The sequence below is a fragment of the Streptomyces sp. NPDC041784 genome (assembly GCF_055591025.1).
This window is the reverse complement of sequence record NZ_JBVJAB010000010.1, coordinates 299,525-323,752: the sequence shown is the minus strand read 5'-3', so window position 1 is coordinate 323,752 and position 24,228 is coordinate 299,525. Positions and strand designations below refer to the sequence as shown.

Sequence of the window (24,228 nt, the reverse complement as noted above, 5' to 3'; positions counted from 1 at the left end):
TCCGGACCCTGGAAGGAGAGTGGTTCCCGTGCCGGAGCCGCCGCTGCTGGCGCTGCGCGGCGTGTGCAAGCGCTACGGCGTCGTCGAGGTCCTCACGGACATCGAGCTGGAGATCCACTCCGGTCAGGTCGTCGCTCTTCTGGGGGACAACGGGGCCGGCAAGTCCACCCTGGTCAAGGTGATCTCCGGGGTCACCACCGCGGAGAAGGGCGTCATCGAGTGGGAGGGCCGGGCGGTCCAGATCCGGCGCCCGCACGACGCCCGAGACCTCGGTATCGCCACCGTCTACCAGGACCTCGCGCTGTGCGGGAACCTCGACGTCGTCGGCAACCTGTTCCTCGGGCGGGAGATCCGCCGGTACGGCTTCCTCGACGAGATGGAGATGGAGCGCCGCACCCGGCAGCTGCTGGAGCGCCTCACCCGGCGGATCCCGGACCTGCGCGGCCCGGTCGCCGCGCTCTCCAGCGGCCAGCGCCAGACGGTCGCCATCGCCCGCTCGCTCCTCGGCGAACCACGGATCCTCCTGCTGGACGAGCCGACCGCGGCGCTGGGCTTCGAGCAGACCACCGAGATCCTCGACATCGTCGACCGGCTGCGCGACCGCGGTCTGGGCGTCCTGCTGATCAGCCACAACATGGGCGACGTCAAGGCGCTCGCGGACCGCGCCGCGGTGCTGCGGCTCGGCCGCAACAACGGCTTCTTCGACGTGAACACCACGTCCCAGGAACAGATCATCTCCTCCGTCACCGGCGCCACGGAGAACGTGCCGCGCCGGCCGGCGACCCGGGAGTCGGGGTGGTGAAGGACATGCGCAGGACGGCGGAGACCACGACCGGCGAGGACACGCCGTCCGGCGCCGGGCCCCCACCACCGGGCGGCCGACAGGCCGTCGCCCGTGCGGTGCGCGGCGGCGTCGCCCTACTCCGGCGCAAGGTGAGAGCCGGCGAACTGGGCTCGCTCCCCGTCGTGGCGGTGCTCGCGGTGGTCTGGATCACCTTCCAGTCCCTCAACGAGAACTTCCTCTCGCCGCGCAACCTGTCCAATCTCAGCGTGGACATCGTCGGTACCGGGCTGATCGCCGTCGGGATCGTCTTCGTGCTGCTGCTCGGCGAGCTGGACCTGTCCGTCGGCTCGATCAGCGGCCTCGCCGCGGCCGTCTTCGCCGTGCTGAACGTGAACAACGGCGTACCGGAGTGGCTGGCGCTGATCGTCGCGGTGCTCGCCGGCACCCTGGCGGGCACGATGCAGGGCTACTCCATCGCCCGGACCAGGGTGCCCGCCTTCGTGGTCACCCTCGCCGGGCTGCTCACCTGGAACGGGATCATGCTGGCCATCCTCGGCAGCAGCGGCACCGTCAACCTCGACGAGAACGGGCTGGTCGCCAAGCTGACCAGCTACTACTTCACGAACGACGCCGTCGCCTACGGGCTGGCGGCCCTGGCCGCGGGCGCCGTCTTCGTCGTGACCGACCGGGACCGACGGCGGCGCACGGCCGTCGGCATGCCACACCGTTCGCTGGGGGTCGTCGCGCTGCGCGCCGGGGGCATCGCGGTGATCGCGTTCACCATCGCCTACCTGCTCAACCGCTTCCAGGGGCTGCCGCTCGCCCTGCTGATCTTCCTCGTGCTGGTGGCCGGCCTCGACATCGTGCTGCGTCGCACGCACTACGGGCGGCAGGTGTACGCCCTCGGCGGCAGCCTCGAGGCGGCCCGGCGCGCCAGTCTCAACGTGACGCTGGTGCAGACCGCGGTGCTCGCGGTCTCGGGCACCATGGCCGCGATCGGCGGCCTGTTCCTGGCCTCGCGCATCACCTCGGTGAGCCAGAGCTCGGGTACCGGGGTGCTGCTGATCAACGCCATCGCGGCGGCCGTGATCGGCGGGACGAGCCTGTTCGGTGGGCGCGGTACGACCTGGTCGGCGGTGCTCGGCATACTGGTCATCCAGTCGATCGCCTCGGGCATGGCGATCACGGACACGCCACCGGCCGCGCAGTTCGTGATCACGGGCGGTGTGCTGTTCGCCGCGGTGGTCATCGACGCGCTGTCGCGGCGCTCGCAGGAGGCGCACGGGCGGGCGTGACGGGAGAGGTCCGCCCGTCGGCGGCGCAAGGGCCGGGCCCCGCCCCCCGAGAGGCGGGACCCGGCCCTTCGTGCACCGGTGATCAGGTGATCAGGTGATCAGGTGATCAACAGGTACGGCCGACGTAGTAGGCGCCCTGGATCTTGCTCGCGGAGCCGAGCCAGGTGGTACCGGGCGCCACGCAGCGCTCGTAGTCGGGCGCGAGGGCGACCTCGACCTTGACGACCACGCGCGAGCCGTCGGAGGTGCAGTGGTTGTAGTAGGCGTCGGAACTGGTCTCGTAGAAGCCGCACGGGTCCGCGGCCACGGGGCTCGCGGCGGCGGTCAGGGCGCCCAGGGAGGTGAGCACGAGGGCGGCGGAACCGATGGCGCTGGTGACCGTACGACGGAAACGCACAGCGAAACTCCTTGACTGGTGAGAGTGACCGGTGAGGTCGGGGACCGGTGAGGTCGGTGACCGATGAGGTCGGTGACCGATGAGGTCGGTGACCCGTGAGGTCGGTGACCCGTGAGGTCGGACCTGCCCCAGGATCGCCGCGCCGTCCGCCGCCGATGATCATTCGGCGGCGGCGTTCACCCTGCGAATCGTTTCGCCGTTGCGCCAGTGGGGTGACCTCGCTCCTCAGCGGGTCATCGCCTCCGTGCGGCGCGCTTCACCTCCCGGCAGAACGGGCCGACCCCGGCGGGGGTGAGGATCGCGTCCGGGGCGTCGACGAACTGTGCCGCCGATCATCTCCAGCACTGCCGTCAGGCTGCCGGGCCGTCCGTGGGGAGTTTCAGGGGCAGGTCGGCGCACACCCGGAAGCCGCCCTCGGCGTGTGGTCCGGCCGTGACCGTGCCGCCGAGCGCGGCGGCCCGTTCGCGCATGCCGATCAGACCGTGGCCGGTGCCGGGGCCCGGGGCCGCGCCGGGGCGGCCGTCGTCCGTGACGGTGAGGCGCAGCCGGTCCGGGCCCCGGTCGAGCGTCACCCGGACCCGGCTCGCCCCGGCGTGCTTGTGGGTGTTGGTGAGCGCCTCCTGGACGATGCGGTAGGCCGCCAGTTCGACGGCAGGCGCCGGTGGCCCGTCCCCTCCGGTGCGCACCACGTCCACCGGCAGACCGCCGGCGCGGAAGGAGTCGACGAGGTCGTCCAGATCGGTCAGGCCGGGGAGGGGCGTCCGGGGGGCCGGGACGTCGTCCGGCTGCCGGAGCAGGCCGACCGTGGCCCGCAGTTCGTCGAGCGCGGAGCGGCTGGTCTCCCGGATGTGGCCGAGCGCCTCGTGCGCCCGGTCCGGGTCGGTGCGCAGCAGGTGGTGGGCGACGCCGGCCTGGGCGTTGACCAGGGTGATGTGCTGGGCGACGACGTCGTGCAGCTCTCGGGCGATGCGGACGCGTTCCTCGGTGACCCGGCGGCGGGCCTCCTCCTCCCGGGTGCGCTCCGCGCGTTCGGCGCGCGCCTCGGTCTCGGCGAGCCGGATCCGGCGGGCGCGGACGACATCGCCGAGGGCGGTGGCCGCGAGGGCCAGGTCGAACCGGAGCAGGGCGGTGCCGGAGGAGAGCGGCTCGGAGTGGACCATCAGGTGGCAGCCGGCCAGGGCGAGGGCCGCGGCCGCCCCGGTGATCCACGCGGTGCGCCGGGCGCCCCTCGTCGCGAGCGTGTACAGGGCGACCAGGCTCGCCGCCGGGACGAGGGTGTAGTCCGGTGCGAGGACCAGGTGGGCGAGGTCGATGCCCAGGGTGGCCAGGACGACCGTGAACGGCCACCGGCCGCGCACCACCAGCGGGGCGCACGACACGGCCATCCACACGACTCCCGCGGGGCGCGGCGCGTGCCAGCCCGATGCGCCGGCGGCGCTCGCCGCCAGTGCCAGCACCACCAGCAGCACCCCCGGGAACGCGTCCCGGGCCCGCTCATGGCGGTTCCACCACCGCCGCCACACATCCGTCACCCGCATCCCCACACGGTACGCAGGGCCCGGACGCCGGTTCGGTCGGTGCGTCGGCGGTGACCGATGGGAAGGCGCCCGTCGAACGCAGCCGCTCTTCGTGTATCTCCGGCACATGGCTCACCGCTCGCCCCCTCAACTCCCGTGGTTCATCTGGGGTTTGTGATACCAGTGGGTCACCTGTGACCGGTGGTAGTGTGCGCGCACTTCCCCCTTGCGCAGTGACCCCACGAGAGCCCACGAGAGCCCTGGAACCCCCCATGAACGACATGACGGCCGAGTCCTCGGCGACCCCCTTCACCCCCGGCGGCCGGCGCCGGCACCGCAAGCCCCAGCGGCACGGCACCGGTGCGCGACGCACGCTCGTGCTCGCCCTGGCCGTGCCCTTCGCCTCGGTCGCGCTGTCGGGCCCCTCGGCCTTCGCCGTCGACAAGGGCGTCGGCACGACGGCCAAGGACACCGCGCCGGGCGGCGCCCTCGACGCCGACGACCAGCGGATGGTCGCCAACCTCAAGACACGCGTCCTCGACCAGCGCCTCGGCGCCGATGTCAGCGGCGTGGTCCTCGACGCCGAGTCGGACGACACCCTCTGGGACCACAACGGGGCCACCGCGCTGATGCCGGCGTCCAACGTCAAGCTCGCCACGGCGACCGGCGCCCTCACCGTGCTCGGCCCGAACCACCGCTTCACCACGAAGGTCGTCTACGGCGGCGGCACCCTGACCCTCGTCGGCGGCGGCGACCGGACCCTGACCACCGCCGACCTCACCGAGCTGGCGAAGACCGCGGTCGCCGGGCTGAAGGCCGCGGGCCTGACCTCCGTGAAGGTGGCCGTCGACGACAGCCTGTTCCCCGCGCCGACGCTGGCCAACGGCTGGAACACCGGCTACTACCCCGACTCCGTCGCCCCGGTGCGCCCGCTCGTCGTCGACGGGCACGGCGTGAACGACACCTCCCTGGACGCCGGGCAGGCCTTCGCCGCGCAGCTCACCGCGGCCGGTGTCACCGTCGACGGCACCGTCACCCGGGCCACGGCGAGCCCGCACGACGTACCGGTCGCCCGGCACAGGTCGGCGCCGCTGTCGGACATCGTCCGCAAGATGCTCAAGACCAGCGACAACGACATCGCCGAGACCCTGCTGCGCATGACCGCCCTCGGCGCGGGCCGCCCGGCCACCTTCGAGGGCGGGACCGAGGTCGTCCGCCAGGTGCTGAGCGAGCGCTACGGCGTCTCCCTCGCCCACTTCGAGATGTACGACGGCAGCGGGCTGTCCCGGGCCGACCGGATCCCTGCGGCCACCCTCGCGGAGATCCTCGAACTGCTGACGGTGCCCCGCCACCAGCGCGTTCTGGGGTCGGTCCTCGACGGTCTGCCCGTCTCCGGCGAGGCCGGCAGCACCCTCGGCCCGGAGTGGGGCCGCTTCGACGACGCCAACTCCCGGTGCGCCGTCGGCAAGGTCCACGCCAAGACCGGCACCCTCACCGGGGCCATCGCCCTCAGCGGTCTGACCCAGGGCAAGGACGGCACGTGGAAGGTGTTCTCGTTCATCGAGAACGGCTCCACCGCCAACCCGAACGACATCAAGGACGCCATGGACGGCCTCGCCGCGACCGTCAACGGCTGCTGGGCGTAACCCCTCTTCCACCACCACGGCCCGTGCTCCCCTCCGTTCGCTCCGCCGGAAGCGCCGGAAACCCTGAGCACGGGCCGTGGTTGGGTTAGCCTCGTTCTCCCTTCGTATGCGAACTGACTTACGTCGAACATCACTTCGGGAGTTCCGTGTCTGACCGGCGGCCACCATCACCGAACTCCTCGACGGACTCCTCGACGGCGGCGGACTCCGCGAAGGCCCGGGCCACCGCGCTCCGGGAGACCGGCGCCGCACCGCTGAGGGTGGGCGACCCGGAGCGCGTCGGGACGTTCGTGCCGGTCGCGCTGCTCGGCAGCGGCGGGATGGGACGGGTCTATCTGGCCCGGGCCGCCGACGACGGACCCGGGCTGTTCGCGGTGAAGGTGATCCGGCCCGAGTACGCCGAGGACGTCCGCTTCCAGCGCCGCTTCGAACGCGAGGCCCTCGTGCACGGCCGGCTCGGACCGCCGCACGCGCCGCTGTTATGCGGCACCGGGTGGGACGGCCACCTGCTGTGGATGGCCACCGAGTACGTCCCCGGACTCGATCTGGCGGACGCCGTGCGCGGCGGCGGCGCGCTGCCACCGGCCACCGTGTGGCGGCTGGTGGCGGAGCTGGGCGAGGCGCTCGCCGCGCTGTCCGCCGCGGGAGTCGTGCACCGGGACCTGAAGCCGTCCAACGTACTGCTGTCGCTCCAGGGCACCTGCGTGATCGACTTCGGGATCTCCAAGGCCGCGGACGCCAGCTCCATCACTGGTACCGGCAACCGGGTCGGCACACCGGCCTACATGTCGCCGGAGTATCTGCGGACGGGGCACTGCGACACGGCGTCGGACGTGTTCTCGCTGGCCTGCGCCCTGCTCTACGCCGCCACCGGACGCGCCCCGTTCGGCGACGGCACGGGTGTCGACGTGATGCACCGGGTGGCCTTCGAGGACCCCGACCCGGAGGTGACCGGCCCGGTCTCGGCGGCGGACCCGGAACTGGGCGCCCTGCTCACCGCCTGCCTCGCCAAGGAACCGGACCGCCGGCCCACCCCGACCGAACTGACCGACACGGCACGGGAGTTCACCGGCGGGACACAGGAATGGCCGGAACCGCTGCACGGCAGGATACGGGCCCGGCAGCGGGCGTACGACACCCTGCACCTGCTGCCCGTCGCACGGGCGGCGCTGCTGCGGCCGTCGGACAACCGGGCGAAGTCGGGACCCCCCGCACGCCCACAGCCGGCCGCCGTTCCTGGGCTCGTTCCCGCTCCCGCTCCCGTGGAACGGGAACCCGCGACGTCCGCCCCCGCGGCCTCCTCCGCCTCCGCCGAGACGCCCCCGGCGTCGGCGTCGTCCCCCGTCGCGGGGACCCGCCCCTGGACGCGCCGCAAGCGGGTCCTCGCCGTCGCCGCGGGGACCGCCCTGTGCGCGGTCGCCGCCGGCGTCTTCGTGGCGGTGCAGGAGGACCGTCCGGCGCACAGAACCCCACCGGACGCGGTCGCGTCGGCCGGTGGCGTACCGGGCGGCCTGCCCGGCGAGCCGGCCGGGGCGGACGCTCCCTCCGTCTCGGACGCCGCGTCCGTCGCAGGCGCGCCCAGCGCCCGCGCCGATCTCCCCGAAGGCCAGGACGCGAACGGGGGCGAGGACGACGGCGCCCCGCCCGCCGGCACCACCGCGTCCGCGCCCGCCGTCCCGGCCGGTGGATCCTCGCCGTCCGCCACCCCCACCCCGACTCCGCCCGCCGGCACCCCGCCGGCCGACCCCGGGACCGCGCCCTGGAACACCGACTGCACGTACTACGCCGGCAACGGCCGCACCCGCCTCGGGGACAGCGGCAAGCGGGTGTCGCAGGTGCAGTGCATGCTCATCGCGCGCGGGTACGACGTGGGCGGTTCGGGTGTGGACGGCGTGTTCGGCCCCGGCACGGAGGCGGCGGTCGCCGGTTTCCAGAGCGCCAAGGGACTCGACGCCGACGGTGTGGTGAAGCACGCCACCTGGGTCGCGTTGCGCGCCGCGGACTGACGGGCCAGGTCATCATCGTCAGGAAGGAGTAATGGCGACCTGGCCCCGGCGGGGCGTGGGCGGTCGGCCCGGCCGGATCCTCAAGGTGGCGTGATGTGCTGGAGTGCGACGGCCGATCTGGTGGCGGGTGTGGGCGTCTCGGCCGTCGGAGTGGCCTGTGCGGCGCGGGTACGCCACCCGCGGGAGCTGCCGCTGGCCGCGCTGCCGCTGGTGCTCGGCGCCCACCAGATCATCGAGTCGGTGGTCTGGCGCTCGGGCGGGGGCACCGGGCCCGCCACCGTCGCCTGGGCGGTGATCGCACTGCCCCTGCTGGCGGTGTGGGTGCCGGCCGGGGTGTGGTGCGCCGCCCCGCCGCACGCCCGGCCCCGGCTGCTCCTGACGCTCGCGGTCGGTGCCGCGACGGCCGCGGTGCTGGCACACTCCCTGGCCACCGGGCCGGTGACGGCCGAGATCCGCGGCCGTACGGTCGGCTACGCCGTCGACGTCCCGTACCCGGCGCTGCTCGTCGCGGGCTATCTCCTGGCCACCGTGGGCTCGTTGCTGCTGTCCGGCGACCGCCGGCTGGTGACGCTGGGGGGCCTGGCCGCCGCGGGCGCGCTGGTCTGCTGGGCGGTGTGGCGGTCGGAGTTCGTCTCGACGTGGTGCGCGGTCGCGGCCGGGTGCTCGGTGGTGCTGCTCGGGTGGCTGCGGGCCCGGACGGCTACCCGAGCGTGATTCCCGTGCGGGCGGCGTGCAGTGCGGAGCGGACCAGTTCGAGGAGGCGGCCCGTCCAGTTGCGGCCCCGGCCGCCGTTGTCGCCCCAGAACTCGGAGTCCATGTCGTCGTAGACGAGCGTAGCGTCGTCCGTGGCCAGGAGGATCTCGGCCAGGGCCGGGTGCCGGGTGTACTTGGCGCGCAGCAGGCCGGTCAGCACCGCCGCGCGGGCCTGCTCCCAGCCCTCGCGGCGTGGGGCGGCGGCGGCCAGGGTGCGGGCGGCGTTGGCGTTGTCCTTCGCCGCGACCGCCGCGCGGGTCCCGGGGTCGGTGACGGAGAGGGCCCAGTAGGCGTGGGCGACGGAGGTTCGGAGCTGCTGCCGCTGGAGTGTGTTCAAGGGTGTTCTGGTGAGCGGGAGTGAGCGTCGGTGGTCTGCGTCGTACCGTGTGCCGCGGCACTGGTTTTCAGCGGGGAACTGACGTTCTTGCGTCGAACCGTCGGGCTGCCCACTGGGCCCGCTCCTCGAAGTAGGCGAGCGCGCTGTCGTACGCCTGCTGTGTGACCGGGTCGTCCGGCCGGCTCTCCAGGTGTCCGCCGGGTCCGGCCACCAGGACCTGGAGCGGCCGGTCCTTGCGGTCCATGTCACCGAGGGCGTAGTGGCGCCGGGTCTCGGGGATGGCGAGGTAGGCGTCACGGGCCGCCGCACGCTTGTCCTCGGTCCGGTCGGCGAGGAACGCGTCGACGGCGGCCAGGCAGCGGTCCGTGGGCGGGGGCGCGCGAATTGTTTCCCTCGCCCCCGCGCCAGTCCCCCGTGTCACAGATGTCTCCCGGGCCCTTGACGACCCACGCATGACTGCGTAGACCTGACAGCGCAGACATGACTACGCAGTCAGACGCGGTCGCCCGAGCCCGTCTGACATCATCGATGTGCGGCCGTGCGAACACTGGGAGACACCATGACGCGAGGGACGGGGCGGGTCGCAGGCACCGCCGCGCCGCGCAGTGTGGACGTCGCCCTGCTGGCCGGCGTCTCACAGAAGACCGTGTCGCGCGTCCTCAACGACGAGCCGTACGTCTCCGCCGAGGTCCGCCGGCGCGTCCTGGAGGCCGCCGAGGAACTCGGCTACCGCCGCAACAGCGCGGCCCGTGCCCTGGCCTCCGGCCGCAGCCGCTCCATCGGGGTGGTGACGCTGGGCACCGCGCTGTACGGACCCGCCTCGCTGCTCATGGGCGTCGAGCGGGTCGTGCGGGACACCGGCTACGCGCTGCGGGTGGTCAACACCGTGGAGGGCGACCCGGCGGGCATCGCGGGTGCCGTGGGCTCGCTCCTCGACCAGGGGGTGGACGGCATCGTCATCTCCGAGCCGATCGACGAGACCGGGTCTGGAGCCGGGGACGAGGGGGACGGCACCCTCCGGGTGGACGTGCCCGTCCTCGTCGTCGGCGCGCCCTCACCGGTCACCGCGCCCACCGTGCTGACCGCGGGGGACGGCGCCGATCTGATGGCCCGTACGGCGACCGAACACCTGCTGGCCCTCGGTCATGCGACGGTCCATCATCTCGCCGGTCCGCAGCGGTGGTACGCCGCCCGGGACCGACTGGAGGGCTGGCGCGCCACACTGACCGCGCACGGCAGGGACGTGCCGCCGGTCGTCGAGGGCGACTGGTCGGCCGCCTCCGGCCACCGGGCGGGCCGCGCACTGGCCGGGGACCCCGGCGTCACCGCGGTCTTCGCCGCCAACGACGACATGGCGATCGGGCTGATCCGCGCGCTGCTGGAGACCGGCCGGCGGGTCCCGGAGGACATCAGTGTCGTCGGCTTCGACGACATCCCGGTCGCCGCCTACATCACTCCTCCGCTGACCACGGTGCGGCAGCCGTTCCACGCCGTGGCCCAGGAGGGCCTGAAGCGTCTCGTGCATGCCATCGAGAACCCCGACGCGGACCCCCTGCCGTCGGGCGACCCACCCGTCGAGCTCGTCGTGCGGGCCTCGACCGCGCCTCCGCCGCACCGGACGACCCCGGCGCGCGGACGGCGGTCCGCCTCCGACCCCGACGCGGGCCCGCCCGGTCCACCGCCCACGACCGGAGGCCGGCCCCGCCACCACTGACCCGGCTCAGCACCGATCCAGACTCCACGCTGGAACTCGGCCCCTGGACGTCCGTGTGTTCGCCTCGACCGACCCCGACCCCGACCCCGCCCCCGACCCCATCTGACCGGCGCGTCCGACGGCGCGCCGCCCGCCGAAGTCCTACGACGGGTGACCCGCCGTCAACGGGCGTCGTACGCCTCGGGGTCGAAGTCGGCCAGTCGGCGGCGCATCCGGCCCGTCGACCAGGGCCAGCTGAAACTGTTGAGGCCGTTGGCGTCGAGGTAGTAGCTGGAGCAGCCGCCCGCGTTGTAGACGGTGGAGGGCAGCGCCTGGTGGACCTCGGCGCGGAAGGCGGCCTGGACCTCGGGGCGGACGTCCATGCTCGCCCAGCCCGCCTCGCGGGCGTGCCGTACCGCGCCCGCGAGGTAGCCGAGCTGCGCTTCGAGGACCGCGAAGGCGGAGGAGTGCCCGGTGCCGAGGTGCGGGCCGAGCAGGACGAACGCGTTGGGGAATCCGCTCACGGTGGTGCCCAGGTAGGCGTCCGGGCTGCCCTTCCAGTGGTCGTCGAGGCTGGCGCCGCCCGCGTCGAACACCCGCCGGGCGATGGGCATGTCGAGGATGTGGAAGCCGGTGCCGAGGATGATCGTGTCCACGTCCGCCGCGCTGCCGTCGGCGCCGAGGACCCGGCTGCCCTCGACGGCCCGGACCGCGGTGGCGTGGAGGGTGACGTTGGGGCGGGTCAGCGCCGGATAGTAGGTGTTGGACAGCAGCAGCCGTTTGCAGCCCAGGGTGTAGTCGGGGGTCAGGGCGCGGCGCAACCGGGGGTCCCTGACGGTGGCCCTGAGGTGGAGCGCGCCCACCTGCTGCACCGCCCGCAGCAGGGCAGGACGGCGGAAGCCCACGCCGAGGGCCTCCAGCGCCCCGTACTCCGCGCTCCGCAGGGCCCGTTGAGCGGCCGGGAGGCGGCGCATCAGCCATCGCTCGGCGCGCGGGACGGGGTGGTCGGGCTTGGGCAGCACCCACTGGGCGGTGCGCTGGAACAGGTGCAGCCGGGCGACGCGCGGCTGGACGGCCGGCACGAACTGCACGGCCGACGCCCCGCTGCCGACGACGGCGACCCGCGCGCCGGCCAGCTCGTGGTCGTGGCGCCAGCGCGAGGAGTGGAAGACCGTGCCGGGGAAGTCGGCGAGACCGGGGATGTCCGGTACCGACGGCTCGTGCCACGGTCCCGCCGCCGAGATCAGGAACCGGGCCCGGTAGCGGTCGCGGGTGGTCTCGACGTACCAGCGCGCGTCGTCGGGGTGCCACTGCGCGCGGAGGGCCTCGGTGCGCGGCCGGACGAGCGGGGTGACGCCGTGGGCGGCGGCCGTGGCGTGGAGGTAGGCGCGGATCTCGGGCTGTCCGGCGAAGGCCCGGGTCCACTCCGGGTTGGGCGCGAAGGAGTACGAGTAGAGGGCGGAGGGGACGTCGCAGGCGCAGCCCGGGTAGGTGTTGTCGCGCCAGGTGCCGCCGAGGTCGTCGGCCTTCTCGATGAGGACGAGGTCCGAGACGCCCTCCTGGCGCAGCCTGATGGCCGCGCCGATGCCGGACAGGCCGCTGCCGATGATCAGTGCCTCCACGTCGCGGGTCTCGCGGGCGACGGACGCCGTGGGGCGGTCGGGGTGCGGCATGTCAGGCTCCTGTCGTCCGGGCGGCGGGCCGTGCTCCGGGCGGCCGGCCGAGGTGGTGGCGTACGGCGGCGCGTGTGGTGCGCAGGGCGGTCTCCAGTACGGCGGGGCGGCGCCTGGCGTCCATGAGGTTGCCGCCCGTCACGGCCAGGTCGGCGGCGGTGGGCTCGATCCGGACGACCCGGGTGCCGGCCGCCCGCAGCGCGGCGCACTCGGCGTCCAGCGTGCGGGTCATGACCCGGCGCAGCAGCGCCTCCGCCCGGCCGAGCCCGGTCCGCGCCACCGGGGTGGCCGAACTCATCGGCGCGAGGACGTACACCTCGTCCAGTGCCCGCGGTACGAGGAGGTCGGCCGAGGCGGTGGAGAGGATGCCGCCGTCGGCGTACCGCCGGCCGTCGATGCGCACCGGCGGGAACCAGCCCGGGACCGCCCAGGTCGCGCGCAGGGCGTCCCGCAGCGCGGCGGGCGGGGTGTCGGGGTGCCCGAAGACCGTCCGCCGGCCGGTGTCGAAGTCCGTGGCCACCAGCCAGGTCGCCGGATGAGACACCCATCCTCCGCCGGGCGCGAGAAGGTCGGCGAGGGCGCTCAGCCGGCGGGCGTCGCCGCGGCCCTGGGGCAGCGCGCCGGACAGTCCGGCCAGGGCCGGGACCGAGCCCCGCAACGCGAGCCGGGCCAGGGCGGGCGAGCCCGGGAAGAGGGCCGGCCGGGGCGGGAGGCCCCGGGGCGGGGCCGTGAAGTGGCGGACGAGTCCGGGGCGGGCCGCCGGGTCGGCGAGCTGGGCGGCCAGCAGTTCGTCCACGCCGACGCCGGCGCCGAGCAGGGCGGCCAGTTCCGCTCCGGCCGAGGTGCCGACCAGGACCGCGGCGTCGCGCGGGTCCCAGCGCAGGGCCTGCCCGAGCGAGTGCAGGGCGGCGGTCGTCCAGGCGGCACCGAGGGTTCCGCCGCAGCCCAGCACCAGTCCTCGGGAAGGGGCCGGGACCATGCCTGTGGAGGTGAACGCGTTCTCGGCCGACGCGTCCTCGGTCGACGGGTTGTCGGTCGACGCGTCCTCGGTCAACGGGTGATCGGTCAACGGGGGGTCTCCGCCTCTTCGGGATACCGACGAGATCGGGATACTAGCGGTATCCGAATGCCGGGGACAGGGGGCGGATAGGATCCGGAGCCGAAGCCTCTCGGGAACGCCGCGCGGGGCGGAAAGGTGCACAGCCATGGCCCGCCTCAGCCGCGTCGAGAGTCAGGAACGGACCCGGGAGCGGCTCGTCGCCACCGCCCGGGAGCTGTTCCTGCGCAACGGCTACGGCGCCACGTCCCTCGGCGAGGTCGCCGAGACGGCCGGCTACTCCAAGGGCGCCGTGTACTCCAACTTCCGCGGCAAGGGCCATCTCTGCCTCGCCGTCCTCGACGCGGTGCGCGCCGAGCAGCTGACACTGCTCACGGACTCGGTCATGGGCGACGGCGGGCTGGACGACCGGCTCGCGGCCTTCGGCGCGTGGAGCGAGGCGCACATCGGCGAGGAGGCCTGGACCGCGCTCGAGGTCGAGTTCCTGACGCAGACGCGCCACGACGCCGAGCTGCGCCAGGAGATCACGGCGCGGGTCGCCGCGGTGCGCGAGGTGCTCGCCCAGCTGCTGCTCACCGTCGCCGAGGCCACGGGGACCTCCCTGGCCATGCCCGTCGACCGGGCGGCGGCGACCCTGCTCGGCCTCGGCATCGGACTCGGTGTCCAGCGCATCGCGGACCCCACCGTGCCGACGGCGGTGCTCACCGACACCCTGCGCCTCGTCCTGGGCACCCCCACCGGCTGACGGATATTCAGCTCCCAGGAATTACCAAGGTTTTCACAGCCTTTCAAAGGCTGTGGAATTCTGAGTCTTCCCTTGTACCGGACCGGGCCGTGTCAAGTTCCTTCTCATCGGGCGGCGGGATCGCCCAGGGCGACGGCCCTGATCTCCTCCCCCTCCGTACGGAATTCCCTTCCCAGACAGGAACGCGAATCCAGAAGAAGGAGTCGGCATGAGCTTCAGGGTCATTTCTCCGCTCACCCCCCGCCGTAACCCGGGCGGGGAGCTGAACGCCAACCCGAACCCCAACCAGGTTCCCCCGCCCGCACAGCAGGCGCGTCGCCGCCGGCCGCGCCCCGGTGACCCGCTGCGCCCCCAGCAGCCCGGCGCCTGACGCGGAGAAAGCCCAGGCGGCACGGAGGGCCGGCGGTACGCCGTCGGCCCTCCCGGCGTTACAGGAGACAGATGCGCGCGCCCACGGATCACCCCGCGAGCACATACCCTCGGAGCGTTCCGCCAGGTATGGAAATGTCCGCATACGGACTTCCGATCCACCGTGCCGAGGACGCCCCGCGGGAGAATTACGAGAGCTTCGACAATTACGAGAACTACGAGAACTTCGAGAAACACAGGAAATACGAGAACCGCGAGAACCGCGAGAGCGACGAGAACGACACGTACCTCGAAGAATACGAGCAGGACGACGGCCCCGGCGACCACGCGACCCCGCCGTCCCGGCCCGCGCCGCATTCCGCCGTTTCTGGCCCATGACCAAGGGCCTGCGGCGCCGGCTGGTGGCCGTCTGGCTGTGCACCGTCCTCGGCGCGCTCGCCGAGACCTCCGCCATCCTGCTGTTCGGCGACCTCACCGACAGCGCGCTGGGCAACGGCTCGCTGGACGCCTTCTGGACGCCCGCCGCGCAGTGGCTCGTCATCGGCGTGATCGGTGCGGCCATCGGCTACGCCGGCGGCTCCCTCTCGGTCTGGGTCTCCGAACGGTTCGTGATGCGGCTGCGCGAGTACGTCTTCGACCATGTGCAGAAGCTGCCGCCGCACTTCTTCCACCGCCACCGCCAGGGCGATCTGCTCTCCCGGCTGACCGGTGACGTCGAGGCCATCGAGCAGATGGCCGTCTCCGGCAGATGGCCGTCTCCGGACTGATCGGCACCGCGTCCGCGCTGTTCAGCGCCGTCTTCTACGCGGCGGCCGCGTTCTGGCTGCGCTGGGACCTGGCCGCGGCCACCTTCGCCCTCGCCCCGCTGTTCTGGCCGGCCGCCCGGAGGTTCTCGGTCGGCGTGAAGTCCGTCGCCCGGGACGGCCGGGTGGCCGACGGCGCGGTCACCTCCGTGGTGGAGGAGTCGCTCGGCAACCTCGTCCTCACCCAGGCCTACGGCCGCCAGGACGCCGAACGGCGTCGGCGTCCACGGACCCCGCACGTCCGGAGCCGATCGTTCCTCACCCCGCCGTTTAAGCCCCCCGGCACACATGTGCCATACTCGGCGCCGCTTATAGCAAGATCCGACCGGGGGAGTCCATATGCATGCCATTTCTTTGGGTGCCCCCTACCTGGACACAAACGCGGATCAGCTCTGCTTCTCGCTGGATCTGACGGAGCGGCCCGCGCTCGCCGAGCGTGCGGTCACCGTCGGCGGGACCGACGTACGGCTGCGGCTGCTCGGCGCCTCGCACCAGGTCTTCGTGGGACCGGTGCGGGAGACCGTCGCGTGTCTGCGCGAGACCGACCGGGGGCTGCCGTCCACGTACAGCCGGGAACTGCCGGGCTGGACCTACGACTTCAGTGCCGGAACCCGGCGGCTCCACCCCGAGGCGTTCAGCGCCGAGGTGGCGTGGATCCTCGGCCAGGTGGCCGCCAACGAGGACAGCCTGTGCGGCATCTTCCCCGGCTCGCCGGAGGCGGTGACGGCCGTGGTCGTCGAGGCGGCCGACGGACCGCCGGGCGGCGGACTGGTCTGGCGCACCTGGCACACCTATCCACAGCACGGCCAGATCGTTTCGACGCACACCCGGCTGGAGGCCCGATGAACAGCTCCCGACTGACCCGCTCAGCGGTGGCGGCCGTGCTGGCCGCGGTCCTGCTCACCGCCTGCTCCTCCGGCGGCGAGAACGGGGTCCCGCGCGGCTGGATCAGGGACACGTACACCGCGAACGGCGCGGACTGGCTCGACCCGGACAGCAACCCGATCGTGGTCGCCGACGCCATCCACGGCCACCGCGCGGCGCTCGACCGCGCCAGCGGCAACAGCATGGAGTTCCTGCGCTACGGCGACGACCTGGTCACCGTCTCGCCGTCCGGCAGCGGCAGCCGGATCGCCATAGAGGACTACCGCAACGGCTACCACCGCCACAGCCAGTACCTCAACAGCTGGCCCGACCCGGACAGCGCGAGCTTCCGCGGCGGCGGCCCCGGCGAGGGCAAGTGACCTCCGCCGAACCGGTCCCCGCACCGCGCGGCGCCGGCTCCCGCAGACGCAGACCCTGACCACGCCCTGAAGACCTGAAGAAAGGCAACGCAGTGACCGAGATCCTCGAGTCGACCGGCCAGGCCCTGCTCTACGGAGTCGTGGGCCTCGTGGTGATGGCCGCCGGCTTCATCGCCCTCGACCTGGTCACGCCCGGCAAGCTCTTCCACGTGGTCTGGACCGACCGCAACCGCGGCGCGGCCGTCCTGCTGGGCAGCCAGTCCGTCGCCGTGGGTCTGGTCATCATGGAGGCCATCCGGGCCAGCGAGTCCGAGCAGGGCCTGGGCTACGGCCTGGTCAGCACCCTGCTGTACGGCCTGGCCGGCGTGCTGGTGATGACGATCGTCGGCATCGTGATCGGTCTGCTCACCCCGGGCCAGATGGGCTCGGTCGTCCTCGACGACAGCGACGGCCGTCCGCACCCCGGCGCCTGGGTCCAGGCCGGCATGTACCTGGGCACCGCGGTCATGGTCGGCGCGGCGCTCTCGTAGCCACCGCCCCCATGGCAACCGTCACCCGGCAAGGCCGCGACAGCACCGCGGCACCCACCCGCCCCCCGGCCGTCCGGCACTCCCGGGGGGCGCGTTTCCTTCTGCTGCTCTCCGTGTTCCTCTGCGCGGCCTGCGGCCTCGTGTACGAACTGGCGCTCACCGCGCTGGGCAGCTACCTCATCGGCAACTCCGTGCTCCAGACCTCCGTGGTCATCTCCGTGATGGTCTTCGCGATGGGGCTCGGCTCCCTCGCCGCGAAACCGCTGCGCCGCCGGGCGGTGGGCGCGTTCGCCCTCGTGGAGGCGGCACTGGCCCTGGTCGGCGGCCTGTCGGTGCTGGTGCTGTACGCGGCGTTCGCCTGGCTCCAGCTCTACACCCCGGTGATGATCGTGGTCACCCTGGCGGTCGGGCTGCTGATCGGCGCCGAGATCCCGCTGCTCATGACGCTGCTCCAGCGGATCCGGCGGCAGGAGGCGGGCAGCGCGGTCGCCGACATGTTCGCCGTCGACTACATCGGGGCGCTCGTCGGCGGGCTCTGCTTCCCGCTGCTGCTCCTGCCGACCTTCGGACAGCTGAAGGGCGCGCTGGTGGTCGGCGTGGTCAACGCGGTGGCCGGGGTCGTCGTGGTGCTGGTCATCTTCCGCCGGCAGACCCGGCGTTCGGTCCAGATCGGTCTGCTCGCCACGGTCACGGCGGTGCTGGCGGTGCTCGGCACGGCGTACGCGCTGGCGGACGAGCTGGAGGTCACCGCCCGTCAGCAGTTGTACCGGGACCCGATCGTGCACGCCGAGAGCACGGCGTACCAGGAGATCGTCGTCACCCGCTCGACCTCCTTCACGGGCGAGCCGGACATGCGGCTCTTCCTCAACGGCGACCTCCAGTTCAGCTCCGTCGACGAGTACCGGTACCACGAGTCCCTGGTCCACCCCGCGCTGTCGGGCGACCGCGGCAACGTGCTGATCATGGGCGGCGGCGACGGGCTCGCGCTGCGCGAGGTGCTGCGCTACGACGACGTCCGGCACGTGACCCTGGTCGAGCTCGACCCGGCGATGACCCGGCTGGCGCGCGCGTTCGGGCCCCTGCGCGAGCTGAACGGCAAGGCGCTGGCGGACCCGCGGGTCGAGGTGGTGAACGCCGACGCGTTCAACTGGCTGCGCAGCGCCCGCGAGCGGTACGACGCGGTCGTCATCGACTTCCCCGACCCCGACACGGCGGCGCTGGCCAAGCTGTACTCGGTGGAGTTCTACCACCTGCTCGGCCAGGTGCTGACGCCGCAGAGCAGGGTGATGGTGCAGAGCGGGTCGCCGTTCTTCGCGCCGAAGACGTTCTGGTCGATCGCCACGACCGTCGAGGCGGCGGGCTACACGACCACCGAGTTCCAGATCGACGTGCCGAGCTTCGGCAACTGGGGCTTCGTCCTGGCCTCCCCCGGCACCGGCGCGCCCCCGCCGCTGCGGCTGGCGGCGGACGCGCCGTCGCTGCGCTACCTCGACGACGAGGTCCTTCGGGCGGCCACCGTGTTCCCCGTCGACCGGCGCCGCGTGGACGTACGGCCGAGCACGCTGATGGACCCGGCGGTGCTGGAGTACGTGCAGAACGAGTGGGAGAACTACTGAGGCCCGTCCGGCCCGTATGAGGCCGGTCCGGCCCGTATGAGGCCGGTCCGGCCCGCATGAGGTCCGTCCGGCCGGCACCGGTTTACAGGCGGCGAACCGTCGACTAACGTACAACCAAATGGTTTCACATGATGGTGACAGCGGGAGCCTGGACCGGCTCTTCCACGCCCTGGCGGACACCACGCGCCGGGACATACTCCGCCGCTGTGTCCACGGCGATCTGTCCGTGTCCCAGCTGGCCGCCGCCTACCCGATGAGCTTCGCCGCGGTGCAGAAGCACGTGACGGTGCTGGAGCGGGCCGGGCTGGTCAGCAAGGAGCGGCGCGGGCGGGAGCAGCTCGTCCTCATGGACCCCGAGGCCGTGGCGCGGGCCCGGCAGGCGCTCGACGAGCTGGACGCCCTGTGGCGCGGCCGGGTGGCGCGGATGTCCGGCCTGCTGGCGCAGGACCTGCCGGTCCCCCGAACCCACGAGCACCGACCGAAGGAAGGACAGGACCGATGAGTGTGACCAGCGTGGACAAGGACTTCGACAGCCTCACCCTCACCCTGATCGCCGACTTCACCGCACCCGTCGAGCGGGTCTGGGCCCTGTGGGCGGACCCCCGGCGGCTGGAGCGCTGGTGGGGGCCGCCGACCTACCCGGCGACCGTCGAGGACCACGATCTGACCCCGGGCGGCGAGGTCAGGTACTTCATGACGGGCCCGGAGGGCGACAAGCACCGCGGCTGGTGGCACGTCACCTCGGTCGCCCCGCCCACGTCCCTGGAGTTCACCGACGGCTTCGCCGACGCCGAGGGGACCCCGAACACCACCATGCCGACCACCACGGTGACCGTCCGGCTCACCCGTCACGAGGGCGGCACCCGGATGGAGATCCGGTCCGCCTTCGACACCCGGGAGCAGATGGACCAGCTGGTGACCATGGGCATGGAGGAGGGCCTGAAGCTGGCGGTCGGCCAGATGGACGCCCTGCTGGCCGGCTGAGCGCCCGGTCACGGGATCTCCTGCTCGGCCCAGATGATCTTTCCCTCGCCGGTGTAGCGGGCTCCCCAGCGGTGGGAGAGCTGGGCCACCAGAAAGAGGCCACGGCCCCCCTCGTCGGTGCTGCGGGCATGCCGCAGCCGGGGGGCCGTACTGCTGGCGTCGGCGACCTCGCAGGTCAGCCGGGCGTCCCGGATCAGCCGCAGCCGGATGGGGCCTTCGGCGTAGCGGATCGCGTTGGTGACCAGCTCGCTCACGATCAGCTCCGACGTCATGGCCAGCTCCCCCAGCCCCCAGTCCGCCAGCTGCCTGGTCGCCCGGGCCCGGGCCTCGGCGACGGCGGCCGGGTCCGCCGGCACCTCCCAGGAGACGACGTGGTCGGCGCCCAGGGCGCGGACGCGGGCCAGGAGCAGGGCGATGTCGTCCGGCTGGGGCACGGGCACCAACTGCTCCACCGCCGAGGTGCACAGCGCCGGCAGGTCGGTGTCCGAGCGGGCCAGCACCTCCCCGAGCCGGACCATGCCCCCCTCCATGTCCATGTCGGTGCCCTCGATCAGGCCGTCGGTGTAGAGCCCGAACAGGCTGTTCTCGGCCAGCTCGATCTCGGTGGACTCGAACGCCATGCCGCCCAGCCCGAGCGGGGGCCCGGCCGGCGGCTCCGGGAACGACACCTGGCCGTCCGGGGCGACGACGACGGGCGGCGGATGTCCCGCCCGGGCCATGGTGCAGCGCCGGGTGACCGGGTCGTAGACGGCGTACAGGCAGGTCGCGCCGAGGACGCCGGTGGTGCCCTGTCCGGCCGCCGTGCCGTCGGCCGTCTCCGCGCTCAGCCGGAGCACGAGGTCGTCGAGGTGGGCCAGCAGCTCGTCGGGGCGCAGCTCCATGTCGGCGAGCGTCTGCACGGCGGTGCGCAGCCGGCCCATGGTCGCCGCGGCGGCGATGCCGTGCCCCACCACGTCGCCGACGACCAGGCCCACCCGGGCCCCGGACAGCGGGATCACGTCGAACCAGTCGCCGCCCACCCCGTCCGTGGGGTCGGCGGGCCGGTAGGAGGAGGCGACCTCCAGCGCCGTGCCGCCACTCAGGGCGGACGGCAGCAGGCTGCGCTGAAGGGTGACCGCCGCGGTGTGTTCCCGGGTGTAGCGGCGGGCGTTGTCGACGCACAGCGCCGCCCGCGCCACCAGCTCTCGGGCCACGATGACGTCGTCGGGCTCGAAGGAGACGGGGTTGAGCGACCGCATGAAGGTGGTGAGGCCCAGGGCGGTGTTGCGGGCCCGCATCGGGACCGAGACAAGGGAGTGCAGACCGAACGCGCGGATGCTCGCGGCCCGCTCCGGCTCCTGGCTGGTCCACAGCTCGTCGGCCGGGTCGAGGACCGGGATGAGGATCGGGTCGCCGTCGATCAGCAGCTGCGCGTCGTGCGGCGGCGGGAGGAAGGCCACCCGGTCCCCGATCCGGGCCACGGCCTCCGGGCAGCCCTCGCGCACCGAACTCATCCCGGCGCGGCGCATCACCGGCCGGGCGGGCGCCGGTCCCGCGTCCGTCAGCCAGGCGCCGTGTCCCTCGGTGCTGAGGACTGGCTCGAGCAGGTCCACGACGACGAAGTCCGCGAAGCGGGGCACCGCGAAGTCGGCCAGCTCCTGCGCCGTGCGCATCACGTCCAGGGTGGTGCCGATGCCGGTCCCGGCCTCGTTGACCATCGCCAGGAGCTGGCGGGCGGTCCAGCGCTCGGTGACGTCCAGCACCATGTAGCAGACGCCGGTGACCGAGTCGTCCGCGCTCACCAGCGGGAAGAAGGACGTCGAGTAGGCGTGCCGGCGGTGCGGATCGGCCCAGCTCCAGCCCACGTACTCGTAGTCGATGACCGGGACCCCGGTCTCCAGGACCTTGCGCATCAGGCCCTCGATGGCCACCGTCTGGAGGCCGGGCAGCAGGTCGCTCAGCCGGCGGCCCAGCCGCTGTTCGCGGGGCACCCCGCCGAAGCGTTCCAGCGTGTCGTTGAGCCACACGTACCGCAGCTCCAGGTCCAGCACCGCCATGCCGACCGGGGAGCGGGTGAGGAACCCGTCGAGGACGGACTGGCCGACCGTCCACTGCCGGCGCTGCGGGCGCGCCGAGAGCAGGAAGCACTCGTCCTCGCCGATCCGGAAGGACGCGGAGACCCGCAGGTCGACCTCGACGGTCCGGCCGTCGCGGCGGCGTACCGGGATCCGGCCGTTCCACCCCATGCCGGTCCGGCAGCGCTCCGCGACACCGGCCACCCGGGCCGGGTCCGCGGGCATCGCCACCAGCGCCGCGGCCGAGCCGCCGACCACCTCCGACGCCGAGTAGCCCAGCAGTGCCTCGGCGCCCCGAGTCCAGCCGGTCACGACGCCGCCGGCCGAGACGATCACCGCCGCGTCGCTCGACGCGTCGAGGAGATCGCGCGGTCCCGCGGTCGCCGGGGCCTCGGAAGCCTCTCGCGCAGAATCCATTGCTGCCTGCCATCCTCTACCCGACCATGTTCCTGCTTGTCCGGCCGATGCGCACGGCGCCCGGTCCGCCGCCCGCCGCGCTGTCGCACCGGGCGGGCCGGGGGGAGCATGGAGGTACCGGCGGCCGGAGCCCAGGTGTGCGGTCGCGCCGACAGGCGTCGCCGCGACCCGCCGGACGGTGGAGGTGGATCTGGGATGACAACCGAACCCTTCGGGTCCGACGGTGGCCCACACCCCTCCGAGGCGCCGGCGCGCACCGGTCTGCTGGACGTGCTCAGCGTGTCCGCGATGGTCGTCGACATCCAGGGACGCATCGTCTTCTGGACCCCGCAGGCGGAGGAGCTGTTCGGCTACAGCGCGCAGGAGGCACTCGGCAAGTACGCGGCGCGGCTGTTCATCCATCCCGATCATCTCCAGTCCGTGGTACGGCTGTTCACGGAGGTGCTGGAGACCGGCCGCAGCTGGGCCGGGGCCTTCCCCATCCGGCACAAGGACGGCAGCAACCGGCTGATGGAGTTCCGCAACATGCGCCTCCAGGACGACCTCGGGGACGTCTACGCCCTGGGCATCGCGGCCGACCACGCCCTGCTCCAGCGCGTCGAGACCGACCTCGCGCTGTGCGAGCGGCTGATCAACCAGTCCCCGATCGGCCTCGCCCTGATGGACCCCGATCTGCGGTACGTGCTGGTCAACCCCGCGCTCGAACGGATCGACGGCATCCCCGCCGAGGACCACGTCGGCCGGCACCTCGGCGAGACCCTGCCGCTCCCGGACGTCGACACCATCGAGTCCGCGCTGCGCCAGGTGCTCACCACCGGCACACCACTGCTCGACCAGTACCACGTGGGCACCCCGCGCACCGATCCCGACCACGAGCACGCCTGGTCGCTGTCCTTCTACCGGCTGGAGGACCCCGGCGGACGGGTCCTGGGCGCGGCCGTGTCCGTCGTGGACGTCACCGAACGGCACCGGGCGGCCGCGGAGGCCGACCGGGCGCGGCGGCGGCTCGCCCTCATCGCGGACGCCTCCACCCGGGTGGGCACCACGCTGGAGGTGGAGCGCACGGCCCACGAACTGGCCGAGATCGCCGTCCCGCAGCTCGCCGACGTGGTAGCCGTGGACGTCCTCGACTCCGCGCTGGCCCTGCGCCGCTCCCGCAGACCGGACAACGGCCCGGAGCTGTTCCGTGCCCTCGCCCTCAAGGCGGCCCACCCCACGGTGGCGCTGCGGGCCGCCGACCCGCCCGGTGACATCGCGTCCTACGAGGGGGACCGCCTGGTCACCCTGTGCGTGCACACCGGCCGCCCGGTGCTGGTGCGGCACGTCGGCGACCGGGACATCCCGCGGATCGCCCGGGACGCCGAGGCCGCCGCGATGCTGGCGCGGGCCGGGGTCCACTCGTATCTCGCGGTGCCGCTGATCGCGCACGGCGAGGTGCTCGGCGCCCTCGACCTCAAGCGGACCCGCAACCCGCTGCCGTTCGACGACGACGACGTGGTCCTCGCCAGTGAGCTGGCCGGCCGTGCGGCCGTGGCCATCGACAACGCCCGCTGGTTCCAGAGCGTGCGCAACACCGCCCTCACCCTCCAGCGCAGTCTGCTGCCCGACCACGCGCCGCACCACACCGGCCTCGAGGTCGCCTCCCGCTACCAGCCGGCGCAGGCCACCAGCGAGGTCGGCGGCGACTGGTACGACGTCATCCCGCTGACCGACGACAAGACCGCGCTGGTCGTCGGGGACGTCATGGGCAACGGCATCGACGCCGCCGCCACCATGGGCCGGCTGCGCACCGCCACCTGCGCCTACGCGGACCTCGACCTCGACCCCGGCGACATACTCCAGCACCTGGACAAGATCACCTGCGATCTGGAGCACTACATCGTCACCTGCCTGTACGCCGTGTACGACCCCCGCACCGGGCGGTGCCGCATGGCCAACGCCGGGCACATGCCGCCCGCGCTGGCCCGCCCCGGACAGGCCCCGGTGCTGCTCGACCTGCCGCCCGGGGCCCCGCTCGGCGTCGGCGGCATCGCCTTCGAGACCACCACGACCGCCCTGAACCCCGGCGACCTGCTGGTCCTCTACACCGACGGCCTGGTCGAGACCCGGCAGCACCCCATCGACGACCGCCTGAACGTCCTCCTGGGCTTCCTGGACGAACCCGGGCGGCCCCTGGAGCAGATCTGCGACCTCCTGCTGTACGGCCTGCGCCACCCCGACGACCACGACGACGTCGCCCTTCTCGTCGCCCGCGCGGTCGAGACGCGTTACGGGACGCCCTAGCCGAACGCCAGTGCCGCTCAGGCGA

23 protein-coding genes and 1 pseudogene are annotated in these 24,228 nt (G+C 73.1%); 17 read left to right on the top strand and 7 right to left on the bottom strand.

Going from position 1 to position 24,228, the window contains the following annotated elements:
* The first annotated feature begins 28 nt into the window (after positions 1 to 28).
* Together ACZ6D7_RS23810 and ACZ6D7_RS23805 are read left to right on the top strand one after the other, a co-directional pair.
* The gene (locus tag ACZ6D7_RS23810; protein ID WP_469494039.1) at positions 29 to 802 is read left to right on the top strand and encodes an ATP-binding cassette domain-containing protein; all 774 of its coding nucleotides are present in this window, start codon (positions 29 to 31) and stop codon (positions 800 to 802) included.
* A gap of 5 nt (positions 803 to 807) precedes the next feature.
* Positions 808 to 2,079 (top strand): sugar ABC transporter permease, encoded by a 1,272-nt coding sequence (locus tag ACZ6D7_RS23805; protein ID WP_469494035.1) that lies wholly within the window; start codon positions 808 to 810, stop codon positions 2,077 to 2,079.
* Between the two features lie 106 nt (positions 2,080 to 2,185).
* Here the strand turns inward: ACZ6D7_RS23805 and ACZ6D7_RS23800 are convergent, their stop codons facing one another.
* Both ACZ6D7_RS23800 and ACZ6D7_RS23795 read right to left on the bottom strand, forming a co-directional pair.
* Positions 2,186 to 2,476 (bottom strand): DUF6355 family natural product biosynthesis protein, encoded by a 291-nt coding sequence (locus ACZ6D7_RS23800; protein ID WP_469494033.1) that lies wholly within the window; start codon positions 2,474 to 2,476, stop codon positions 2,186 to 2,188.
* A gap of 350 nt (positions 2,477 to 2,826) precedes the next feature.
* Positions 2,827 to 4,014: a sensor histidine kinase gene (locus tag ACZ6D7_RS23795; protein WP_469494031.1), complete on the bottom strand. Its 1,188-nt coding sequence runs from the start codon at positions 4,012 to 4,014 to the stop codon at positions 2,827 to 2,829.
* A gap of 260 nt (positions 4,015 to 4,274) precedes the next feature.
* Here ACZ6D7_RS23795 and dacB point away from each other — a divergent pair, with 260 nt between their 5' ends.
* From dacB to ACZ6D7_RS23780, 3 genes are all read left to right on the top strand, one after another.
* The gene (dacB, locus tag ACZ6D7_RS23790; protein ID WP_469494136.1) at positions 4,275 to 5,639 is read left to right on the top strand and encodes a D-alanyl-D-alanine carboxypeptidase/D-alanyl-D-alanine endopeptidase; all 1,365 of its coding nucleotides are present in this window, start codon (positions 4,275 to 4,277) and stop codon (positions 5,637 to 5,639) included.
* 146 nt (positions 5,640 to 5,785) lie between these two features.
* Positions 5,786 to 7,645: a protein kinase domain-containing protein gene (locus tag ACZ6D7_RS23785; protein ID WP_469494028.1), complete on the top strand. Its 1,860-nt coding sequence runs from the start codon at positions 5,786 to 5,788 to the stop codon at positions 7,643 to 7,645.
* Between the two features lie 93 nt (positions 7,646 to 7,738).
* Positions 7,739 to 8,359 (top strand): DUF6629 family protein, encoded by a 621-nt coding sequence (locus ACZ6D7_RS23780; RefSeq protein ID WP_469494026.1) that lies wholly within the window; start codon positions 7,739 to 7,741, stop codon positions 8,357 to 8,359.
* On the opposite strand, the gene ACZ6D7_RS23775 is transcribed toward ACZ6D7_RS23780, so the two are convergent.
* Both ACZ6D7_RS23775 and ACZ6D7_RS23770 read right to left on the bottom strand, forming a co-directional pair.
* Complete coding sequence (locus ACZ6D7_RS23775; RefSeq protein ID WP_469494024.1) at positions 8,346 to 8,735, bottom strand: NADAR family protein; 390 nt, start codon at positions 8,733 to 8,735, stop codon at positions 8,346 to 8,348. The two genes, ACZ6D7_RS23780 and ACZ6D7_RS23775, sit on opposite strands and share 14 nt — an antisense overlap.
* A 67-nt stretch (positions 8,736 to 8,802) precedes the next feature.
* Positions 8,803 to 9,156 carry a DUF7639 domain-containing protein gene (locus ACZ6D7_RS23770; protein ID WP_469494021.1) on the bottom strand — a complete coding sequence of 118 codons (354 nt, stop codon included), beginning with the start codon at positions 9,154 to 9,156 and terminating at the stop codon, positions 8,803 to 8,805.
* A 138-nt stretch (positions 9,157 to 9,294) separates the two neighbouring features.
* Here ACZ6D7_RS23770 and ACZ6D7_RS23765 point away from each other — a divergent pair, with 138 nt between their 5' ends.
* Positions 9,295 to 10,449 (top strand): LacI family DNA-binding transcriptional regulator, encoded by a 1,155-nt coding sequence (locus ACZ6D7_RS23765; RefSeq protein ID WP_469494019.1) that lies wholly within the window; start codon positions 9,295 to 9,297, stop codon positions 10,447 to 10,449.
* Between the two features lie 161 nt (positions 10,450 to 10,610).
* Here ACZ6D7_RS23765 and ACZ6D7_RS23760 read toward each other — a convergent pair whose 3' ends face one another.
* Positions 10,611 to 12,101, bottom strand: a complete 1,491-nt coding sequence (locus ACZ6D7_RS23760) for a flavin-containing monooxygenase (RefSeq protein WP_469494016.1) — start codon at positions 12,099 to 12,101, stop codon at positions 10,611 to 10,613.
* 1 nt (position 12,102) lies between these two features.
* Positions 12,103 to 13,170 carry a patatin-like phospholipase family protein gene (locus ACZ6D7_RS23755; protein ID WP_469494014.1) on the bottom strand — a complete coding sequence of 356 codons (1,068 nt, stop codon included), beginning with the start codon at positions 13,168 to 13,170 and terminating at the stop codon, positions 12,103 to 12,105.
* A gap of 136 nt (positions 13,171 to 13,306) precedes the next feature.
* Here ACZ6D7_RS23755 and ACZ6D7_RS23750 point away from each other — a divergent pair, with 136 nt between their 5' ends.
* From ACZ6D7_RS23750 to ACZ6D7_RS23705, 10 genes and pseudogenes are all read left to right on the top strand, one after another.
* Positions 13,307 to 13,903 (top strand): TetR/AcrR family transcriptional regulator, encoded by a 597-nt coding sequence (locus tag ACZ6D7_RS23750; RefSeq protein ID WP_469494011.1) that lies wholly within the window; start codon positions 13,307 to 13,309, stop codon positions 13,901 to 13,903.
* Between the two features lie 208 nt (positions 13,904 to 14,111).
* A complete protein-coding gene (locus ACZ6D7_RS23745) occupies positions 14,112 to 14,273 on the top strand; it encodes a hypothetical protein (RefSeq protein WP_469494008.1) in 162 nt (53 codons plus the stop codon).
* A 134-nt stretch (positions 14,274 to 14,407) separates the two neighbouring features.
* Positions 14,408 to 14,650 carry a hypothetical protein gene (locus tag ACZ6D7_RS23740; protein ID WP_469494006.1) on the top strand — a complete coding sequence of 81 codons (243 nt, stop codon included), beginning with the start codon at positions 14,408 to 14,410 and terminating at the stop codon, positions 14,648 to 14,650.
* Positions 14,647 to 15,296: pseudogene (locus tag ACZ6D7_RS23735) on the top strand (ABC transporter transmembrane domain-containing protein); the annotation flags it as partial. The gene ACZ6D7_RS23740 and the pseudogene ACZ6D7_RS23735, both read left to right, overlap by 4 nt.
* A 118-nt stretch (positions 15,297 to 15,414) precedes the next feature.
* A complete protein-coding gene (locus ACZ6D7_RS23730; protein WP_469494003.1) occupies positions 15,415 to 15,921 on the top strand; it encodes a DUF2617 family protein in 507 nt (168 codons plus the stop codon).
* Positions 15,918 to 16,319: a DUF4247 domain-containing protein gene (locus ACZ6D7_RS23725; RefSeq protein ID WP_469494133.1), complete on the top strand. Its 402-nt coding sequence runs from the start codon at positions 15,918 to 15,920 to the stop codon at positions 16,317 to 16,319. The genes ACZ6D7_RS23730 and ACZ6D7_RS23725 overlap by 4 nt, the downstream gene beginning before the upstream one ends.
* Positions 16,320 to 16,411: 92 nt before the next feature.
* Positions 16,412 to 16,849 carry a DUF350 domain-containing protein gene (locus ACZ6D7_RS23720; RefSeq protein ID WP_469494000.1) on the top strand — a complete coding sequence of 146 codons (438 nt, stop codon included), beginning with the start codon at positions 16,412 to 16,414 and terminating at the stop codon, positions 16,847 to 16,849.
* Positions 16,850 to 16,860: 11 nt separating this feature from the next.
* Entirely contained in the window at positions 16,861 to 18,465 is a 1,605-nt protein-coding gene (locus tag ACZ6D7_RS23715; protein ID WP_469493997.1) for a polyamine aminopropyltransferase, read from the top strand.
* Positions 18,466 to 18,583: 118 nt separating this feature from the next.
* A complete protein-coding gene (locus tag ACZ6D7_RS23710) occupies positions 18,584 to 18,967 on the top strand; it encodes an ArsR/SmtB family transcription factor (protein ID WP_469493995.1) in 384 nt (127 codons plus the stop codon).
* On the top strand, positions 18,964 to 19,449 hold the full coding sequence (locus ACZ6D7_RS23705; RefSeq protein WP_469493991.1) for an SRPBCC family protein: 486 nt from the start codon (positions 18,964 to 18,966) through the stop codon (positions 19,447 to 19,449). The genes ACZ6D7_RS23710 and ACZ6D7_RS23705 overlap by 4 nt, the downstream gene beginning before the upstream one ends.
* Before the next feature lie 8 nt (positions 19,450 to 19,457).
* Here the strand turns inward: ACZ6D7_RS23705 and ACZ6D7_RS23700 are convergent, their stop codons facing one another.
* A complete protein-coding gene (locus ACZ6D7_RS23700; RefSeq protein ID WP_469493981.1) occupies positions 19,458 to 21,920 on the bottom strand; it encodes a SpoIIE family protein phosphatase in 2,463 nt (820 codons plus the stop codon).
* Positions 21,921 to 22,115: 195 nt separating this feature from the next.
* Between ACZ6D7_RS23700 and ACZ6D7_RS23695 the strand changes: the two genes are divergently transcribed.
* Entirely contained in the window at positions 22,116 to 24,203 is a 2,088-nt protein-coding gene (locus tag ACZ6D7_RS23695; protein WP_469493973.1) for a SpoIIE family protein phosphatase, read from the top strand.
* Positions 24,204 to 24,228: the final 25 nt, after the last annotated feature.

Bases quoted from the DNA above. Each gene is read 5' to 3' on its own strand.
- ACZ6D7_RS23805 (WP_469494035.1), top strand. From the start codon at position 808: ATGCGCAGGACGGCGGAGACCACGACCGGCGAGGACACGCCGTCCGGC.
- ACZ6D7_RS23795 (WP_469494031.1), bottom strand. From the start codon at position 4,014: ATGCGGGTGACGGATGTGTGGCGGCGGTGGTGGAACCGCCATGAGCGG.
- dacB (WP_469494136.1), top strand. From the start codon at position 4,275: ATGACGGCCGAGTCCTCGGCGACCCCCTTCACCCCCGGCGGCCGGCGC.
- ACZ6D7_RS23780 (WP_469494026.1), top strand. From the start codon at position 7,739: ATGTGCTGGAGTGCGACGGCCGATCTGGTGGCGGGTGTGGGCGTCTCG.
- ACZ6D7_RS23765 (WP_469494019.1), top strand. From the start codon at position 9,295: ATGACGCGAGGGACGGGGCGGGTCGCAGGCACCGCCGCGCCGCGCAGT.
- ACZ6D7_RS23760 (WP_469494016.1), bottom strand. From the start codon at position 12,101: ATGCCGCACCCCGACCGCCCCACGGCGTCCGTCGCCCGCGAGACCCGC.
- ACZ6D7_RS23750 (WP_469494011.1), top strand. From the start codon at position 13,307: ATGGCCCGCCTCAGCCGCGTCGAGAGTCAGGAACGGACCCGGGAGCGG.
- ACZ6D7_RS23745 (WP_469494008.1), top strand. From the start codon at position 14,112: ATGAGCTTCAGGGTCATTTCTCCGCTCACCCCCCGCCGTAACCCGGGC.
- ACZ6D7_RS23740 (WP_469494006.1), top strand. From the start codon at position 14,408: ATGTCCGCATACGGACTTCCGATCCACCGTGCCGAGGACGCCCCGCGG.
- ACZ6D7_RS23730 (WP_469494003.1), top strand. From the start codon at position 15,415: ATGCATGCCATTTCTTTGGGTGCCCCCTACCTGGACACAAACGCGGAT.
- ACZ6D7_RS23725 (WP_469494133.1), top strand. From the start codon at position 15,918: ATGAACAGCTCCCGACTGACCCGCTCAGCGGTGGCGGCCGTGCTGGCC.
- ACZ6D7_RS23715 (WP_469493997.1), top strand. From the start codon at position 16,861: ATGGCAACCGTCACCCGGCAAGGCCGCGACAGCACCGCGGCACCCACC.
- ACZ6D7_RS23710 (WP_469493995.1), top strand. From the start codon at position 18,584: ATGGTTTCACATGATGGTGACAGCGGGAGCCTGGACCGGCTCTTCCAC.
- ACZ6D7_RS23705 (WP_469493991.1), top strand. From the start codon at position 18,964: ATGAGTGTGACCAGCGTGGACAAGGACTTCGACAGCCTCACCCTCACC.
- ACZ6D7_RS23700 (WP_469493981.1), bottom strand. From the start codon at position 21,920: ATGGATTCTGCGCGAGAGGCTTCCGAGGCCCCGGCGACCGCGGGACCG.
- ACZ6D7_RS23695 (WP_469493973.1), top strand. From the start codon at position 22,116: ATGACAACCGAACCCTTCGGGTCCGACGGTGGCCCACACCCCTCCGAG.